This is a genomic window from Vannielia sp., assembly GCF_029212645.1.
Taxonomy (GTDB): Bacteria; Pseudomonadota; Alphaproteobacteria; order Rhodobacterales; family Rhodobacteraceae; genus Vannielia.
The window spans coordinates 3,484-19,743 of sequence record NZ_JARGND010000048.1; the positions used below are offsets into that span (position 1 = coordinate 3,484).

The 16,260-nt window shown below is 57.2% G+C and carries 15 protein-coding genes; 6 read left to right on the top strand and 9 right to left on the bottom strand.

The annotated features are described in order from the left end of the window. Positions 1-107: 107 nt before the first annotated feature. Entirely contained in the window at positions 108-773 is a 666-nt protein-coding gene (msrA, locus tag P1U55_RS13335; RefSeq protein ID WP_301048115.1) for a peptide-methionine (S)-S-oxide reductase MsrA, read from the top strand. On the opposite strand, the gene P1U55_RS13340 is transcribed toward msrA, so the two are convergent. Together P1U55_RS13340 and P1U55_RS13345 are read right to left on the bottom strand one after the other, a co-directional pair. Next, positions 770-1,642, bottom strand: coding sequence for a ribokinase (locus tag P1U55_RS13340; RefSeq protein WP_301048116.1), 873 nt, complete (start codon positions 1,640-1,642; stop codon positions 770-772). The genes msrA and P1U55_RS13340 overlap by 4 nt on opposite strands. Positions 1,643-1,793: 151 nt before the next feature. After that, positions 1,794-4,049 carry an NADP-dependent malic enzyme gene (locus tag P1U55_RS13345; RefSeq protein WP_301048117.1) on the bottom strand — a complete coding sequence of 752 codons (2,256 nt, stop codon included), beginning with the start codon at positions 4,047-4,049 and terminating at the stop codon, positions 1,794-1,796. A 114-nt stretch (positions 4,050-4,163) separates the two neighbouring features. Between P1U55_RS13345 and mutS the strand changes: the two genes are divergently transcribed. Further along, complete coding sequence (mutS, locus tag P1U55_RS13350) at positions 4,164-6,803, top strand: DNA mismatch repair protein MutS (protein WP_301048118.1); 2,640 nt, start codon at positions 4,164-4,166, stop codon at positions 6,801-6,803. Positions 6,804-6,827: 24 nt separating this feature from the next. Here the strand turns inward: mutS and P1U55_RS13355 are convergent, their stop codons facing one another. Both P1U55_RS13355 and hrcA read right to left on the bottom strand, forming a co-directional pair. Then, the gene (locus P1U55_RS13355; protein ID WP_301048119.1) at positions 6,828-7,397 is read right to left on the bottom strand and encodes a nucleotide exchange factor GrpE; all 570 of its coding nucleotides are present in this window, start codon (positions 7,395-7,397) and stop codon (positions 6,828-6,830) included. A gap of 3 nt (positions 7,398-7,400) precedes the next feature. Continuing rightward, a complete protein-coding gene (hrcA, locus tag P1U55_RS13360; RefSeq protein WP_301048129.1) occupies positions 7,401-8,468 on the bottom strand; it encodes a heat-inducible transcriptional repressor HrcA in 1,068 nt (355 codons plus the stop codon). Between the two features lie 97 nt (positions 8,469-8,565). Here hrcA and rph point away from each other — a divergent pair, with 97 nt between their 5' ends. The 4 genes from rph to P1U55_RS13380 are packed head-to-tail and all read left to right on the top strand — an operon-like array spanning position 8,566 to position 11,391. Beyond that, entirely contained in the window at positions 8,566-9,279 is a 714-nt protein-coding gene (rph, locus tag P1U55_RS13365; protein ID WP_301048120.1) for a ribonuclease PH, read from the top strand. A gap of 4 nt (positions 9,280-9,283) precedes the next feature. Beyond that, positions 9,284-9,895 carry an RdgB/HAM1 family non-canonical purine NTP pyrophosphatase gene (rdgB, locus tag P1U55_RS13370; protein WP_301048121.1) on the top strand — a complete coding sequence of 204 codons (612 nt, stop codon included), beginning with the start codon at positions 9,284-9,286 and terminating at the stop codon, positions 9,893-9,895. Next, a complete protein-coding gene (gene hemW / locus P1U55_RS13375) occupies positions 9,885-11,036 on the top strand; it encodes a radical SAM family heme chaperone HemW (protein ID WP_301048122.1) in 1,152 nt (383 codons plus the stop codon). Before rdgB ends, hemW begins: the two co-directional genes overlap by 11 nt. A 43-nt stretch (positions 11,037-11,079) precedes the next feature. Further along, positions 11,080-11,391 (top strand): YbaN family protein, encoded by a 312-nt coding sequence (locus P1U55_RS13380; RefSeq protein WP_366943058.1) that lies wholly within the window; start codon positions 11,080-11,082, stop codon positions 11,389-11,391. Here the strand turns inward: P1U55_RS13380 and P1U55_RS13385 are convergent. The 5 genes from P1U55_RS13385 to P1U55_RS13405 all read right to left on the bottom strand — a co-directional run. Next, positions 11,366-12,268 carry a ParB/RepB/Spo0J family partition protein gene (locus P1U55_RS13385; protein ID WP_301048124.1) on the bottom strand — a complete coding sequence of 301 codons (903 nt, stop codon included), beginning with the start codon at positions 12,266-12,268 and terminating at the stop codon, positions 11,366-11,368. The genes P1U55_RS13380 and P1U55_RS13385 overlap by 26 nt on opposite strands. A gap of 15 nt (positions 12,269-12,283) precedes the next feature. After that, complete coding sequence (locus tag P1U55_RS13390; protein WP_301048125.1) at positions 12,284-13,087, bottom strand: AAA family ATPase; 804 nt, start codon at positions 13,085-13,087, stop codon at positions 12,284-12,286. Next, entirely contained in the window at positions 13,080-13,703 is a 624-nt protein-coding gene (rsmG, locus tag P1U55_RS13395; RefSeq protein WP_301048126.1) for a 16S rRNA (guanine(527)-N(7))-methyltransferase RsmG, read from the bottom strand. The genes P1U55_RS13390 and rsmG overlap by 8 nt, the downstream gene beginning before the upstream one ends. Further along, a complete protein-coding gene (gene mnmG, locus P1U55_RS13400) occupies positions 13,703-15,574 on the bottom strand; it encodes a tRNA uridine-5-carboxymethylaminomethyl(34) synthesis enzyme MnmG (protein WP_301048127.1) in 1,872 nt (623 codons plus the stop codon). Before mnmG ends, rsmG begins: the two co-directional genes overlap by 1 nt. A 3-nt stretch (positions 15,575-15,577) precedes the next feature. Further along, positions 15,578-16,260, bottom strand: a 683-nt coding sequence (locus tag P1U55_RS13405; protein WP_301048128.1) for a GTPase, incomplete at its 5' end; no start/stop codon positions are given.

Sequence of the window (16,260 nt, forward strand, 5' to 3'; positions counted from 1 at the left end):
GCCGGGCTTGGAATGTTTCCAGTGATAAAGACGGCGTGAGATAACGCGGCAGTGATTGGACCATAGGGCGCGACTTGGCGGAGGGTGGAGCAAATGGAGGGCATGGAATGCTGATGAGATTGCGTGAAGGAAAGCCGATGCTTTTGGCTCTGGCGATCGCGCTGGGCCTTGCGATGCACTGCACCCCGGCTGACGCCGCACCATCCAAAACCGCCATTGTGGCTGGCGGCTGCTTTTGGTGTGTTGAGTCGGACTTTGAAGGGGTCAAGGGGGTATCCGAAGTGGTTTCGGGTTTTACCGGCGGCTCCGTAACCAACCCGACCTACAAACAAGTGGTACGCGGTGGCACTGGTCATTATGAGGCCGTCAAGATCAGCTATGATCCGGACGTGATCACATATGGGCAGTTGATTGCCCTCTTCCTGCGCAGTGTTGATCCAACGGATGCGGGCGGGCAATTTTGCGACCGTGGTGACAGCTACCGTACCGCGATATTTGTCACTGACGCGGCAGAAAAATTGACAGCCGAGGCGGAGATCACCAAAGCGGCCAAAGCGCTTGGCAAGAGTATTGTGACACCAGTGACGCAGGCGAAAGCCTTTTATCCTGCAGAGGCCTATCATCAGGATTACTACAAGCAGAATGACATCATCCTCACCCGCTTTGGTCCACGCTCCAAGGCCAAAGCTTACAAGCTTTATCGGGAAGGCTGTGGCCGGGATGCGCGGGTGAAGCAGCTTTGGGGCCCCGGCGCTCCTTTTGCCGGGGGCTAAAAGCCGGCGTCCTGCACGTCTTTCAAATCAGGGATCACATCGGCTGTGCCATGGCGAGTAACCATGAGCGCAGCTGCTTTCGTGGCTAGGTTGATCGCCTGCATCAAAGGCTGGCCACGATCGAGCGCGGCGAGCAGGTAACCTGTGAAGGTGTCGCCCGCGCCCGTGGTGTCGACGGCTTTGACGTTCGGAGCGGAGAAGCCTTCGACGGTGAAACCATTGCTCCAGCGGTAGACTTCGCCACCCTCTGCCCCTTGGGTGACGATCAAGGTGTTAACGCCCAACGACTCAATGCCGAGACCGGCTGATTTAAGCTGGGCCAGTTCAACGGCATTCAGCACGATCATATCAATCAGGCCGACCAGTTGCTTCACGGCTTCTTCGGAAAATGGCGCAGGCGCATAGGTGACGCGCAAGCCAAGATCTTTGGCCATTTTGGCGGCTTTTGGCTGTAATAGGGTCTCATTTTGCATGAGAAGCGTGTCGCCGGTTGATGCCTCAGAAAGCGCGGTACCGAGCGCCGATTCAGAAATCGCGTGGTTTGCGCCGGGATGAAGGATGATGCTGTTTTCACCCGCCTCATCGACCATGATGATCGCGTGACCAGTGGCGGCGTCGACCTTTGCAATGTGGCGCGTATCAACTCCATATTCCAGAAGCTGCTCGCTCGCCCAGGCACCATCAGACCCCACCGCTCCAATGTGGACGACCCGCGCCGCCGCACGCGCTGCCGCTACCGACATATTTGCCCCCTTGCCGCCCAGTCCACGCGTGAAATCGGATGCGGCCAGTGTTTCGCCCGGCTGCGGAAGGTGCGGGAGGTGATAAAACAAATCCGCGTTGATCGATCCGAGGTTATAAAGGGTCAATGGATCAAGCTCCTGTGTTTCATCACGTCAGGGTGCGCGAGCGCAACAGCATCGACGGTGGTATCAATCAACACAAACTGGCTGGGCATCCTCGCAAACGTATCAGCAAGAACGCGGCCTGTGATCCTGTCGCCGCGTAACGCTTCCTTCATCACCCAATCTTGCAGGCCGCCAGAACAGCCATGTTGAGAATGTCGCTGGCGGTGGAGGTTGTTGAGCAGATCTGGATGGGCTTGTCGATGCCGGTGAGGATGGGGCCGATCACCGTGGCGCCTGCCATTTCCTGCATCAGCTTTGTTGAGATTGATGCGGAGTGGCGCGCGGGCACAACCAACACATTGGCTGGGCCGGTGAGACGGCAAAAGGGGTAGGAGGCCATTTGATCCATGTTCATGGCGACATCCACCGTCATCTCACCGTCGTATTCGAAATCAACACCACGGGAATCCAGCACCTTGGGGGCGAGGTGCATCTTTTCGGCGCGTTCGGAGACCGGGTAACCAAATGTGGAGAAGGACAGGAAAGCCACGCGCGGCTCAATCCCGAGCGAGCGGGCAACGGCGGCACCGCGCTCAGCGATATTGGCGAGATCGTCCTCGTTCGGCCATTCGTGGACGAGGGTATCGCCCATCAGCACGATCCGGCCACGATGCAAAAGCGCGGTAACGGCCACGGCACCGGATTCAGGCGTTACATCAAAGACATTGCCAACGAGCTGCAACGCGTGAGCAGACTTTCGGGTGGCACCTGTCACCAGACCATCGCCGTGACCATGGGCCAGCATCAACGCACCAAAGACATGGCGATCACGCGCAGCGAGACGGTGGACGTCTTGCCTGTCAATCCCTTTACGCTGAAGTCGATTATACAGGAAATCTTTATATTCATCGAGATGGCGGGTTTGCTTGGCGTTCACGACTTCCAACTCGCGCACCGCATCGCCAAGTCCGGCCTCTTCAAGCCGTTCGCGGACATCATCTGTGCGGCCAACAACAAGCGCTTTACCGCACCCTTGGCGCTGGTAGGCGACGGCGGCGCGAAGCACACGGATGTCATCCCCCTCGGCAAAGATCATCCGGGCCTGTGCGTTCCGAGCGCGGGCGTGAATGGAACGGAGGATCGAGGCGGTGGGATCCATCCGCGCCTTGAGATTGGCCTCGTAGCCATCAAGATCAACAATGGGGCGGCGAGCGACGCCGGTATCCATCCCTGCGCGGGCAACGGCGAGCGGCACCACATGGATCAGGCGCGGATCAAACGGGGTGGGGATGATATATTCCCGCCCGAATGACAGCTTTCGCCCATAGGCCATGGCAACCTCATCGGGCACGTCTTCACGAGCCAGAGAGGCGAGGGCTTCAGCGCAGGCGATCTTCATCTCATCATTGATCGCGCGGGCGCGAATATCGAGCGCACCGCGGAAGAGGTAAGGAAAGCCAAGGACGTTGTTCACCTGATTAGGATAGTCCGAGCGCCCGGTGGCAACGATAGCATCTGCCCGCACGGCATGGGCTTCTTCGGGGGTGATTTCCGGGTCGGGGTTGGCCATTGCGAAGATGACCGGGTTTTCCGCCATGGCTTGCACCATCTCAGGCGTAACCGCACCCTTGGCCGAAACGCCAAGGAACACATCGGCACCTTCCATCGCTTCTTCAAGCGTGCGCAGATCCGTTTTGACGGCGTGGGCTGATTTCCACTGGTTCATGCCCTCAGTGCGACCCTGGTAGATGACCCCTTTGGTATCACACATCACACAGTTTTCGTGCTTGGCCCCCATCGACTTGATCAACTCAAGGCAGGCGATCCCGGCGGCGCCGGCACCGTTGAGCACGATGCGGCAATCTTCGATCTTTTTGCCGGAGATATGCAGCGCGTTGATAAGGCCGGCAGCACAAATAACGGCTGTGCCGTGCTGGTCATCATGGAAGACCGGAATATCCATCAGTTCTTTGAGACGCTGCTCAATAATGAAGCATTCCGGAGCTTTGATATCTTCAAGATTGATGCCACCAAAGGAGGGACCCATCAACTTGACGGCGTTGACAAACTCATCGGCATCTTCGGTATCAAGCTCCAGGTCGATGCTATCCACATCAGCGAACCGTTTGAAGAGCACGGCCTTGCCTTCCATCACCGGCTTGGAGGCCAGGGCGCCCAAGTTGCCCAGCCCGAGGATCGCCGTGCCGTTTGAAATGACCGCCACGAGATTGCCCTTTGATGTATAGTCATAAGCGGTGGAGGGATCAGCGGCGATGGCCTCAACCGGCACGGCGACACCGGGGGAATAGGCTAGCGACAAATCGCGCTGCGTGGTCATCGGCACGGTTGCGTTGATTTCAAGCTTGCCGGGACGCGGCTCTATGTGAAAACTGAGCGCCTCTTCAGACGTGATGCGAAACTTGGCCATGCTGTGATCCTCCTTGGCGGTCCACTCGTAATGCCCAGCGCCGCTGTCGTCTACCGGGGCTTTCGCAACGGAGGGCGCGTGGGTATGGTCCGGCCAAACAGGCAGGGGGCATTTGTGAGCGGTTCGACAGTCACACCGATGATGGCACAATATCTGGAGATCAAGGCTGATCATCCGGGTGCGCTGCTGTTCTATCGTATGGGTGATTTCTACGAGATGTTTTTTGATGACGCGGTGAATGCGGCGGCGGCGCTGGACATTGCTCTCACCAAACGGGGCAAGCACGAAGGCGAGGATATACCAATGTGCGGGGTGCCGGTGCATGCAAGCGAAGGCTACTTGCTGACGCTCATCCGCAAAGGCTTTCGCGTGGCCGTGTGTGAGCAGATGGAAAGCCCGGAAGAAGCAAAAAAGCGTGGTTACAAAGCGGTGGTGCGGCGCGAGGTTGTGCGGTTGGTGACGCCGGGCACCCTGACGGAAGATAGCCTGCTGGAGCCGCGGCAGCACAACTTTTTGGCGGCTTTCGCCGAGGTGCGCGGCGCAGTGGCGCTGGCCTGGGTGGATATCTCGACCGGGTCATTCCGGGTTACGGCATGCCCGGTTGAAATGCTGGGGCCTCAACTTGCGCGGCTTGCGCCGAGGGAAGTACTTTTGAGTGACCGTGCAGAGCCGGTTTATAGTGAAATAGTCTCTGATTTGGGAGCAGCGGTCAGCTACGCCGCGCCGGAGAGCTTTGACAGCGAGGCCGGGAAAGCGCGGCTTTGCGAGGCGCTTGGCGTCAAAACACTGGAGGCTTTTGGCAACTTTGGGCGCGCCGAGCTTTCGGCCATGGGTGCAATTGTTGGATATCTTGAGGTCACGCAGAAAGGCCAGCTACCGTTGCTGCGCCCGCCGGTGCTGGAAGATTCTGGTGGAGTGATGCAGATTGATGCAGCCACCCGGAGAAACCTTGAGCTGACGCGCGCCCTGAGTGGAGGGCGCGAAGGCTCGTTGATTGCCGCGATTGACCGGACCTTGACGGCGGGTGGGGCGAGGCTGCTGGAGCGGCGGATTTCATCCCCTTCGCGGCAGTTGAGCGAGATCATCAAACGGCACGATGCGATTGAATGGGCGCTGGATAACAAGCTGCGTGACACTTTGCGCGACGCGTTGCGGCGGGTGCCCGATATGGATCGGGCGTTGTCACGTCTATCGCTTGACCGTGGTGGGCCGCGTGATCTGGCTGCCATTCGGGCGGGCCTCACACAGGGTGAAATTCTAGCGAAAAGCCTGTCCGGTGATTTGCCCAGTCTCGTAACCGAGGCAGTTGAAGCGCTGCGGGGGCATGATGCGCTGGCTGATTTGCTTGATGAGGCGCTGGTTGCGGAACCGCCTTTGCTGGCACGTGATGGTGGCTTTATCGCTTCGGGGTATGACGATGAGCTTGATGAAGCTCGGACCCTGCGTGACGAGGGGCGCGGTGTAATCGCGCGGATGCAGGCTGAGTATGCCGAGGAAACGGGAATTTCAGCGTTGAAGATCAAGCACAACAATGTGTTGGGATACTTCATCGAAACATCGGCGACCCACGCCGATAAGATGATGTCGGCGCCGCTATCAGAGCGGTTCATCCACCGACAAACCACTGCCAATGCGGTACGTTTTACCACCGTTGAGCTGAGCGAGCTGGAAACGCGGATTTTGAACGCCGCGGGACGGTCACTTGATATCGAAAAAAGGCTCTATTCCACCTTAAGACTGGCCATTTTGGAGGCCGCGTCTGACTTAGGTGCAGCGGCGCGGGCGCTTTCGGAATTGGACGTAGTCAGTGGATTGGCGGACCTTGCCAGTGGCGAAACCTGGGTGCGGCCCAAGGTTGATGAAGGCCGCGCTTTTGAAGTGATTGGCGGCAGGCATCCGGTGGTTGAACAGGCCCTGCGCCGTGAAGGTGGGCAAACCTTTGTGGCAAACGATTGCGAGCTATCCGATGGGGCAGAGGGGGCGCACATTTGGTTGCTTACCGGTCCGAATATGGCGGGCAAATCCACCTTCCTGCGGCAGAATGCAATCATGGCGCTGCTGGCCCAAGCCGGTAGCTTTGTGCCGGCAAAAGAAGCGCATATTGGGCTGGTATCGAGCCTGTTTTCGCGCGTTGGTGCGGCGGATGATTTGGCGCGCGGGCGCTCCACGTTTATGGTGGAAATGGTAGAAACCGCCGCCATTTTGAACCAGGCGGATGATCGAAGCCTGGTGATCTTGGATGAAATCGGTCGGGGGACAGCTACCTACGACGGACTGTCGATTGCCTGGGCGGTGATGGAGCACTTGCACGATGTGAATCGCACGCGCGCTCTATTTGCTACGCATTACCATGAAATGACGGCGCTATCAGCCAAGTTGGATGGAGCAGAAAATGCGACCGTAACGGTGAAGGAGTGGGAAGGTGATGTCATCTTCCTTCATGAGGTGAGAATGGGCGCGGCGGAAGCCAGCTATGGCGTGCAGGTTGCCAAACTCGCCGGTCTACCTGACGCCGTTGTGAGCCGAGCACGCATGGTGCTGGAGCAGTTGGAGAAGGGCGAGCGGGAGGGTGGCAAGAAAGCGAAGCTGATCGACGATTTACCATTGTTCGCCGCCATGCCAAAAGACCCGCCCAAACCCTTGAAGGCTAAGGCGAATCTGCTCAAGGAAAAGCTCGGCGCGGTATTGCCCGACGAGTTGACCCCGCGCGAGGCGCTGGATCTGATCTATGAATTGAAGCGGATGGCCGAGTAGGGCGCGCCGCAACGCGCCCGTTGTTCAGCCCGGATTGCTGGACACCCCGACCTGCGCCGGACGCAGCAAACGATCATGCAGCATGAAACCCTCAGCCATCACCTGAATGATGGTGCCCTGCTTGGTATCGGGCAGGGGCGCCTCAAACATTGCCTGGTGCAACTGCGGATCGAAGGTGTCTCCCACTTCGGGCACGATCGGCTCAATGCCGTGCTTGGCAAAAATGTTGAGCATCTCGCGCATGGTCAGCTTTACGCCCTCCAGTAGGCCCGACATGGCCTCGCCCTCGGATTCACCAGCCGCCTCAAGCGCGCGCTTAAGGTTATCGTACACCGGCAGAATATCACGGGCCAGCTTGGAGCCGCCATACTGCTCGGCTTCGCGCCTGTCACGTTCGCCACGTTTGCGGGCGTTTTCAGCATCGGCCAGTGCGCGCATGAACCGGTCGCGCATTTCATCGCGCTCTTGGCGGATGATCTCGATTTCATCCAGTTCGATCTCCACCTCGGGACCTTCTTCACCCTCAAGGGGCTCATTTGCCAACGCGTCGATGTCAATCAGGTCCTCTTCGGGCGTCTGTTTTGGATCTGCCATGTTTTACCCTTTGCCTCGATCCGCGATCAGCTTGCCGACAAGCTGCGCGGTGTAATCCACAATCGGAACGATTCGGCCATAGTTAAGCCGCGTGGGACCGATCACACCGACCGCCCCAATAATCTTCCGGTCGGCATTCATATAGGGAGAGACGACCAAAGATGAACCCGAAAGTGAAAAAAGCTTGTTCTCAGAACCGATAAAAATGCGCACGCCCTCGCCCTCTTCGGTGAGTTCGAGGAAATCGGCAATATCGCGCTTGCGTTCGAGGTCATCAAACAAGGTGCGGATACGGTCAAGCTCTTCAGGTTCGGCTTCCCCAAGAAGATTCGCGCGGCCTCTGACAACGAGGCGCTCGTGTGGTTCGCCTGGCGCATCCCATATCGCAGTGCCTTCCGCGACGAGCTGTGCGGCGAGAGTATCAATTTCTTGTCGGCGCGCGCCGATTTCGTGGGCGATGAGGCCGCGCAGCTCCGTCAGCGAACGGCCTTCTGCAAAGGAGTTGATGAAGTTCGCCGCCTCGCGAAGCGATGATGGGGTTTGCCCCGTTGGCGGTGTGAAAACCCGGTTTTCAACGTGTCCATCAGAAAACACCAAAACAACGAGCGCACGATCTGGGCCAAGCTGCACGAACTCTATGTGCTTGATTTCAGCCTCATGTTTGGGCGCCAGAACTAGGCTGGCGACCTGCGTAGTGCCAGAAAGCGCCGAACCGACGCGATTGAGAAGGCCGGAAATGTCTTGCGAGTTTGAGCCAAGGGACGCGTCAATCTTTTCACGGTCCTCATTGCCAAGATCGCGCACCTCAAGCAGGCCATCGACAAACATCCGAAGTCCAGACTGCGTGGGGATGCGCCCGGCGGAGATATGCGGGCTATTGAGCAGACCGAGGTGCTCAAGGTCCTGCATCACATTGCGGATTGTGGCGGCAGAAACCTTCTCCTCAAGCACGCGGGTGAGGGCGCGTGAGCCCACTGGCTCCCCGGTTTGCAAATAGCTCTCGACCACCCTGCGGAACACCTCGCGGGAGCGGTCATTCATCTCTTCCAGCAATTTTGCACTATCGCTCATGCGGTTTAGATAGGGAGGTGGGGGGGGGAAGGTCAATCTTGCTTGCGTCCTGAAGCCACTGGGGCCAAGAGAGGGCAAACCAACAGGAGGCTTTTCCATGCGCCCATCCGGCCGTTCTACCGACGCCCTGCGTGAGATCGTGATTGAAACCAACGTCACTCGCTATGCCGAAGGCTCATGCCTGATCAAATGCGGCGAGACCCATGTGATCTGCACCGCGACCGTGGACGAGCGTGTGCCACCGTTTATGCGTAATAGCGGCAAGGGTTGGGTGACGGCGGAATACGGGATGCTGCCACGCGCCACCCATACGCGGATGCGCCGTGAGGCAAAGAACGGCCAATCCGGGCGTACGCAGGAAATTCAGCGGTTGATCGGCCGGTCCCTGCGGGCTGGTGTTGACATGGTTGCCTTGGGCGAGCGGCAAATTCAGGTGGATTGCGATGTAATTCAGGCCGATGGCGGCACGCGCTGTGCGTCCATCACCGGCGGCTGGGTTGCTTTGCGGTTGGCAATCAACAAGTTGATGAAAGCCGGACTTGTGACCTCTGACCCGGTCCTCGATCATGTGGCTGCTGTGAGCTGTGGCGTTTACGCTGGCCAGCCGGTGCTTGACCTCGATTATGCCGAAGACAGCGAAGCCGGAACGGATGGTAACTTTGTCATGACCGGCCAGGGCAAAATGATTGAGGTGCAAGCCAGCGCCGAGGGCTCGACCTTTGCCCGCAGCGAGATGGATACGCTGATGGACCTCGCCGAAAAGGGCGTCGCTGTGCTGGTCGCTGCTCAAAAGGCTGCGGTTGAGGGTTAGTGTGATGCGAAAGCTGGAAGGTGGGAAGCTGGTCATCGCCAGCCACAACAAGGGAAAGTTGCGGGAAATTGCGGCGCTGCTGGAGCCGTTTGGCATTGAATGCGTGAGCGCCAGCGACCTTGGCCTTGAGGAGCCGAAAGAGACAGAATCCACCTTCCATGGCAACGCCCGCATCAAGGCACATTTTGCTGCCAGCAAATCGGGCTTGCCTGCTTTGTCTGATGATAGCGGCATTGAGGTGGATGCGCTTGATGGGCGGCCCGGCGTGTTTACCGCTGATTGGGCCGAAACACCTCAAGGGCGGGATTTTGCAATGGCAATGACCCGTGTGTGGAAGGAATGCGAAGCGTTGGGCGCCAAGCGACCACGCACCGCGCGGTTTCGCTGCACGCTTTGCCTTGCCTGGCCCGACGGGCATGATGAGATCTTTGACGGCACAGCGGAAGGCCAACTTACATGGCCGAGGCGCGGTGACTTTGGCTTTGGTTTTGACCCGATGTTCGTACCGGATGGCCATAAACTCACTTTTGGTGAGATGACACCCGAAGAGAAGGCTCCACTTACACATCGCAACGACGCTTTCCAAAAACTCGTGGTCGGCTGTTTTGCGGGCTGACTGGCAAGAAGGCGGCTTTGGCCTGTACCTCCATTGGCCGTTCTGTGCCGCAAAATGCCCCTATTGTGACTTCAACTCCCACGTCTGGGCCGAAATCGACCACCCACGATGGTGCGATGCTTATGTTCGCGAACTTGAGCGGGCCGCTGTTGAAACCGGCGATCGCGTGCTTTCATCCATCTACTTTGGCGGGGGCACGCCATCCCTGATGCCACCGGAAACGGTTGACGCGATTTTACGTACCATTGGGCGCCTCTGGCCACGGGCCAATGACATTGAAATCACTCTGGAAGCCAACCCGACCTCAACTGAAGCGGGCAAATTTTCTGGATACGCCGACGCTGGCGTAAACCGGGTTTCCCTTGGTGTTCAATCGTTGAGAAATGAAGATTTGCGCGCCTTGGGTCGAATGCACAGTGTTGCCGAAGCCAAAGCGGCGGTTGCCCTCGCGAAAGAACACTTTGAGCGCGTTTCATTTGACCTGATTTATGCGCGCCAACGCCAGACCCTTGAGGCGTGGCGCGAGGAATTAGACGAGGCGCTTGAACTGGCTGGGGACCACTTGTCGCTCTATCAACTTACGATTGAGCAGGGAACTGCTTTTGGTGATAGGTATGCAAGGGGCAAATTGCGCGATTTGCCCAATGATGATGTGGCTGCGGACATGTATGAAGTCACTCAAGAGATGACAAGCGCAGCTGGGTTTAGCGCCTATGAAGTCTCTAACCATGCACAAAATGGCGCAGTATCCCGGCACAATCTGATTTATTGGCGGTACGGTGATTACATCGGTATTGGCCCAGGTGCCCACGGACGCCTGCAACTGCAGGGTGAAAAGTGGGCGACCGAAACAAGCCTTGCTCCAGCAAAATGGCTAAGGGAGGCCGAGACTGGAGAGGCCGCTCGCAGAGTTGTTCTATCGCCGCAAGATCGCGCGGTTGAGTACCTGATGATGGGGTTGAGAGTGGCTGAAGGGGTCGACCTGAAAAGGTTGCAAAGCTTCGGAGGACCTGCGCTGAACGGCGCTGCGGTTGGTAGTCTGGCCGAAAACGGCCTGATTACACAGGAAAATGGCCGTCTCAGCACCACCTCCACAGGGCGGATGGTACTGAACCATGTGATCCGGGAGCTTTTGGTGTGACATGCGGATATTCTGGGCTGTTACGGGCGGATTGAGCCTAACCTTGGGTATTATCGGAATTATCCTCCCACTCTTGCCCACTGTCCCGTTCATATTGCTCGCCGCCTACTGCTTTGCCCGCTCATTTAATCCTTTTCATAATTGGTTGCTCGCGCATCGCCACTTCGGTCCCATGATTTTGGATTGGCGGACAAGTGGCGCAATTCGGAAACGTGGAAAAATCGCCGCCACAGTCTCTATCGTTGCGGTTTTTACCTTTTCTTTGGTGCTTAGCCTGCCTTTAAATCTGCTTTTGATCCAAGCGGTTACGCTTGGCGGGGTTCTGCTGTTTATTTGGAAGCGTCCAGAGGTGTAGCAGAAAGAACCCGGCAGAGCGCGTCGAGGTCATCAAGGTCGCGATAGGCGATTGAGATGCGGCCAGCACCGTTGGCCGCGTGGTCAATCGCAACCTTCAAGCCAAGATTTGCCGCCAGATCAGCTTCAAGAGCACGCGTGTCTGCGTCCTTTTCCGGCGGCCCGGAGGGTTTAGCCCTTTTTCCACTTGTGCCTGCGGTTTTTACCAGCGCCTCGGTCTGGCGAACGGACAGGCCCTTTTTGACGATCTCACGAGCAAGCTCTGAAGCGTTGGGCGCAGTGATCAATGCCCGTGCGTGGCCGGATGAAAGTCGCCCGTCTCGCAGCAACCGCATCACATCCTCAGGTAATTGAAGCAGGCGCAAAAGATTGGCGACATGGCTACGGCTTTTTCCAAGCGCGCTCGCGAGTTGTTCCTGCGTATGGCCGAAACTGTCAACGAGCTGCCGGTAGGCCAGGGCCTCCTCGACGGGATTGAGGTCTTCACGTTGAACATTCTCGATGATGGCAACTTCGAGGACTTCTTCATCCGAGAAATCACGGATGAGAACAGGCACCTCGTGGAGCCGGGCCATCTGTGATGCACGCCACCGTCGTTCACCAGCCACAATCTCATAGGTATCTGGTTTCGTTGCGCTATTTCGAACAATAAGCGGTTGGATTACACCGCGCTTCGCGATCGAATCAGCCAGTTCCTGGAGCGGTTCAAGTTCAAAGTCACGGCGGGGCTGGTCGGGGTTTGGTTCAATCCGCTCAATAGGGATCATCCGGTCGCCATTTTGTGCTTCGGGTTGCGGGGCGGGGGCCTCTGCACGCGGGGCGACGTCCGCCATCAAAGCGGAAAGGCCGCGGCCCAACCCTCGTTTTTTCTCTGTCATGCCTGCTCTCCTTTGTTACGCCGTCACAGGCCGCCCAAGCAACTCGTTGGCAAGATCCTGATACGCGACGCTGCCTTTGGAATGCGGGTCATAATCAATCACGGGCATCGCGAAACTTGGCGCTTCACTCACGCGGACATTGCGGGGAATTCGCGTTTTGAAAACCAGATCACCCAAGGCTTCGCGAGCATCGTCCTCAACCTGCTGGGACAAGTTGTTGCGCTTATCATACATCGTCAACACAACACCTTCGATCCTGAGATCGGGATTTGCCGTTTCTCTGACCTCGCGGAGCGTGAGCATCAACTGGCTAAGGCCTTCAAGAGCATAGAACTCTGATTGAAGCGGCACGAGAACAGAGTCTGCCGCGATCATTGCATTAACGGTGAGCAGGTTAAGGGAGGGCGGGCAATCAATTAGGATGTAGTCTAACCCATATTTATCAATTTCTGGCTGGCGCAACGCATCATGTAGTAGATGGCTTCGCCGTTCGTTAGACACCAGCTCGATATCAGCCGAGCTGAGATCGGTGGTGGAGGGCGCAAGTAACAGGTTCTCGACAGCCGTGGCTATAACGACCTCGCGGAGCGGTGCATCATCCAGAATGAGATCATAGGTTGTTTTCAGCCGAACTGCAGATTCCACACCCAAGCCAGTAGAAGCGTTCCCTTGGGGATCCAGATCAACCAGAAGAACTGATTTTCCTTGTTTGGCTAGTGCTGCGCCGAGGTTGATTGCCGTGGTGGTTTTGCCAACGCCACCCTTTTGGTTGGCCACAGCTATGATTCTCGGGGCCACGGGGCGAATTGGATCAGACACGGGTGATGCTTCCTATCGCGAGAATTGTACCGGCGGGGTCAGTTTCGCTTGGGTGTTTTGTAACGTCGAAAGCCCACGTTTCAAGCGATTTCGTGATTTCATCCTCTACTCTGGCACCCTTGGGGAATAGGCATAGGCCATCTTCTGCCAGGTGCCGCTCGGCAAATGCGAGCAAGTCTGGCAAGGGTGCAAGGGCGCGAGCGGTTAGAATATTTGCTGGAGTCGGCTCCAACGCTTCGATCCTTGCTGAATGCACAGTCGCAACCAAGCCCAATTCTCGAAGTACAGTTTTGAGGAAGGCGCATTTTCTCTGGTCTGATTCTACGAAAGAGACTGCAAGGTCCGGTGATGTTTCTGCTGCCATAATGGCGCAAACCATGCCGGGAAACCCAGCCCCACTACCTATATCAAGCCACTGGCCGGAGTTTGGAGCGAGCTTAAGAATTTGTGCTGAGTCGACAAAATGCCGTTCCCAAAGGTGCGGCAACGTGCTTGGCGAGACTAGGTTTATTTTTGCGTTCCACTTCGCCAATAGGCTTGCATAGGTGTCCAAGCGTCCAAATGTTTCACGTGAAACATCGAATAAGGCTGCAAAACGCTCTCGGTCGGCATTCATCACGACGCCTTTCGTTTTTGATCCCGCCGTAGTCGAGCGAGGATTAACGAAAGGGCAGCTGGGGTCATACCGCCAATTCTAGCCGCTTGCCCAAGCGTTGCAGGTTGCGTAGCGATCAATTTCGCGCGCAGTTCGTTGGAAAGTCCCTGGAGTTCACTATAGACGAAATCCGCGGGAATGGTTTCGCGTTCGTCGCGTTGCATCGCCGCAACGTCTTTCTCCTGTCGAGCGATGTAAGTTGAATACAGGGCATCACGTTCGATCTGCTCCGCAATGCCTTTTGCTGGTCTGGCGAGAGAAGGCTCAACTTCCCGAACTCTGGCGAACGAGGCCTCTGGCAAAGAAAGAGCCTCAAAGCCACTTCGTTTGGGGCCATCAGCGTTCACTCGAAAACCAGCCGCCGCGAGCCGTCTGGAGGTAAGCGTAACCGCTTCCAAGCCGTCGCGAGCCTTGGTGAGCGCCTCCAGTTTTTCGCCAAATAGGCGTTTGCGGTCCTCTCCAACGCATCCCAGTTCAATTCCGCGGGGCGTCAAACGCTGGTCTGCGTTGTCGGCGCGAAGTGAAAGACGAAATTCGGCACGGCTGGTAAACATCCGGTAGGGTTCAGCAACCCCCTGGGTGACAAGGTCGTCGAGCATAACGCCGATATAGGATTCGCTCCGAGCAAAGATCATTTCCGGTCGGTCTAGCGCTCGCGCTGCGGCATTAAGGCCGGCAACCAGTCCTTGAGCAGCGGCCTCTTCATAGCCGGTCGTGCCGTTGATCTGGCCCGCCAGAAACAACCCGGGGAGGTCACGGAGTTCAAGACTTGCATGTAGGCTGCGAGGATCAATGTAATCGTATTCGATTGCGTATCCTGGTTGAATGATCTTCACATTCTCCAGGCCAACGATCGAGCGCACATAGGCCTCCTGGACATCCTCGGGTAGGGACGTTGAAATACCGTTAGGGTACACAGTCGGATCATCAAGCCCTTCCGGTTCAAGGAAAATCTGATGAGAGTGCTTGGTGGCGAAGCGTACAACCTTGTCTTCGATGGAAGGGCAATAACGGGGGCCCACGCCCTCGATATGTCCACCATACATGGCGCTCCTGCTGAGGTTAGCGTTGATGATCTCATGCGTGCGGGGATTGGTATGGGTGATCCCACAAGGCACTTGCCGAGCTGTGGGTGCTGTCGACATAAACGAAAACAGGGCGGGCTCATCATCACCGGACTGAATCTCAAGGCCTTCCCAGTTGATGGTGCGGCCATCCAAGCGGGGAGGCGTTCCGGTTTTGAGGCGGCCCAGCGGAAGATCTAGAGCGGCAAGTTGATCTGCCAATTGTTGCGAACGTTCAGCACCCATCCGTCCACCAGGATAAGATTTGTCGCCAATATGGATTGTCCCACGTAGAAACGTTCCCGTTGTTAGGACGACTGCGGACGCATAAATTGCGGAACCATCACCGAGAGTAATTCCCTCTACCTCGCCATTTTTTATGATGAGGCTAGAAACTTCGCCTTCGATCACTTGCAAATTGGTGGTGCGTGAGATCGCTGCCGTCATAGCTTCACGGTAGAGCTTCCGATCAGCTTGGGCGCGTGGTCCTTGGACAGCAGGGCCTTTTTTGCGGTTCAGGAGGCGGAACTGAATGCCGGCGACATCTGCCACCCGACCCATGAGGCCATCTAAAGCATCAATCTCTCTGACAAGGTGCCCCTTACCCAGCCCGCCAATCGCAGGGTTACACGACATCACGCCCAAGTCACTGGCACGTAGCGTTACAAGTGCCGTCTCGGCTCCAAGCCGCGCGGCTGCATGGGCAGCATCGGCCCCGGCGTGCCCGCCGCCAACAATGATGACGTCAAAATGTTTCACGTGAAACATCCTCTATTTTCCGATACAAAAGCTGGAGAAAATTTCGCCAAGCAAATCTTCAACACCTATCCGACCTGTCAGAGCTTCGATCCGGCGAAGCGCCGAGCGGAGATTCTCGGCCGCGAATTCCACACGGTCGGACCCGTTCTCTACCTCGATTCGGGCGTCAAGCAAAGCATCTCGCGCTGCTATCAATGCGGTGCGATGCCGAGCCCGCGTGGCTGTGTGTGGTTGGGGAAAGCGAGCTCCCAGCCTGTTCGCAATTTCCTGCAAAAGCGTATCTACGCCTTCGCCAGTCTGACCGGACAGGGCGAAAACGCCCTCTGGGGCCTTGGATAAATCTGCCTTGGGATGGCAGATGATATCACCAACCTCTGCGGTGAGGCCGTTCGCGGGCCCGAGAAAAATTCGTAAGTCCGCGTGGGTGGCGCGGAATTTGGCCCGGTCTACGCCAATAGCTTCAACGGCATCATCTGTTTCTCGTAGGCCAGCGGTATCAAGTAATGTGACGGGCAGGCCACCGACCTCCATACGGACCTCGATCACATCCCGAGTGGTTCCAGCAACCTCGGAAGTGATGGCGGCGTCGCGCCCAGCAAGACGGTTGAGGAGCGTGGACTTTCCAATATTTGGGGCGCCAACAATAGCCACCTCAAAACCTTCACGGATACGTTCAGCAGACTTCACGCCTTCGG

Bases quoted from the DNA above. Each gene is read 5' to 3' on its own strand.
- msrA (WP_301048115.1), top strand. From the start codon at position 108: ATGCTGATGAGATTGCGTGAAGGAAAGCCGATGCTTTTGGCTCTGGCG.
- P1U55_RS13345 (WP_301048117.1), bottom strand. From the start codon at position 4,049: ATGGCCAAGTTTCGCATCACGTCTGAAGAGGCGCTCAGTTTTCACATA.
- P1U55_RS13355 (WP_301048119.1), bottom strand. From the start codon at position 7,397: ATGGCAGATCCAAAACAGACGCCCGAAGAGGACCTGATTGACATCGAC.
- hrcA (WP_301048129.1), bottom strand. From the start codon at position 8,468: ATGAGCGATAGTGCAAAATTGCTGGAAGAGATGAATGACCGCTCCCGC.
- rph (WP_301048120.1), top strand. From the start codon at position 8,566: ATGCGCCCATCCGGCCGTTCTACCGACGCCCTGCGTGAGATCGTGATT.
- rdgB (WP_301048121.1), top strand. From the start codon at position 9,284: ATGCGAAAGCTGGAAGGTGGGAAGCTGGTCATCGCCAGCCACAACAAG.
- P1U55_RS13385 (WP_301048124.1), bottom strand. From the start codon at position 12,268: ATGACAGAGAAAAAACGAGGGTTGGGCCGCGGCCTTTCCGCTTTGATG.
- rsmG (WP_301048126.1), bottom strand. From the start codon at position 13,703: ATGAATGCCGACCGAGAGCGTTTTGCAGCCTTATTCGATGTTTCACGT.
- mnmG (WP_301048127.1), bottom strand. From the start codon at position 15,574: ATGTTTCACGTGAAACATTTTGACGTCATCATTGTTGGCGGCGGGCAC.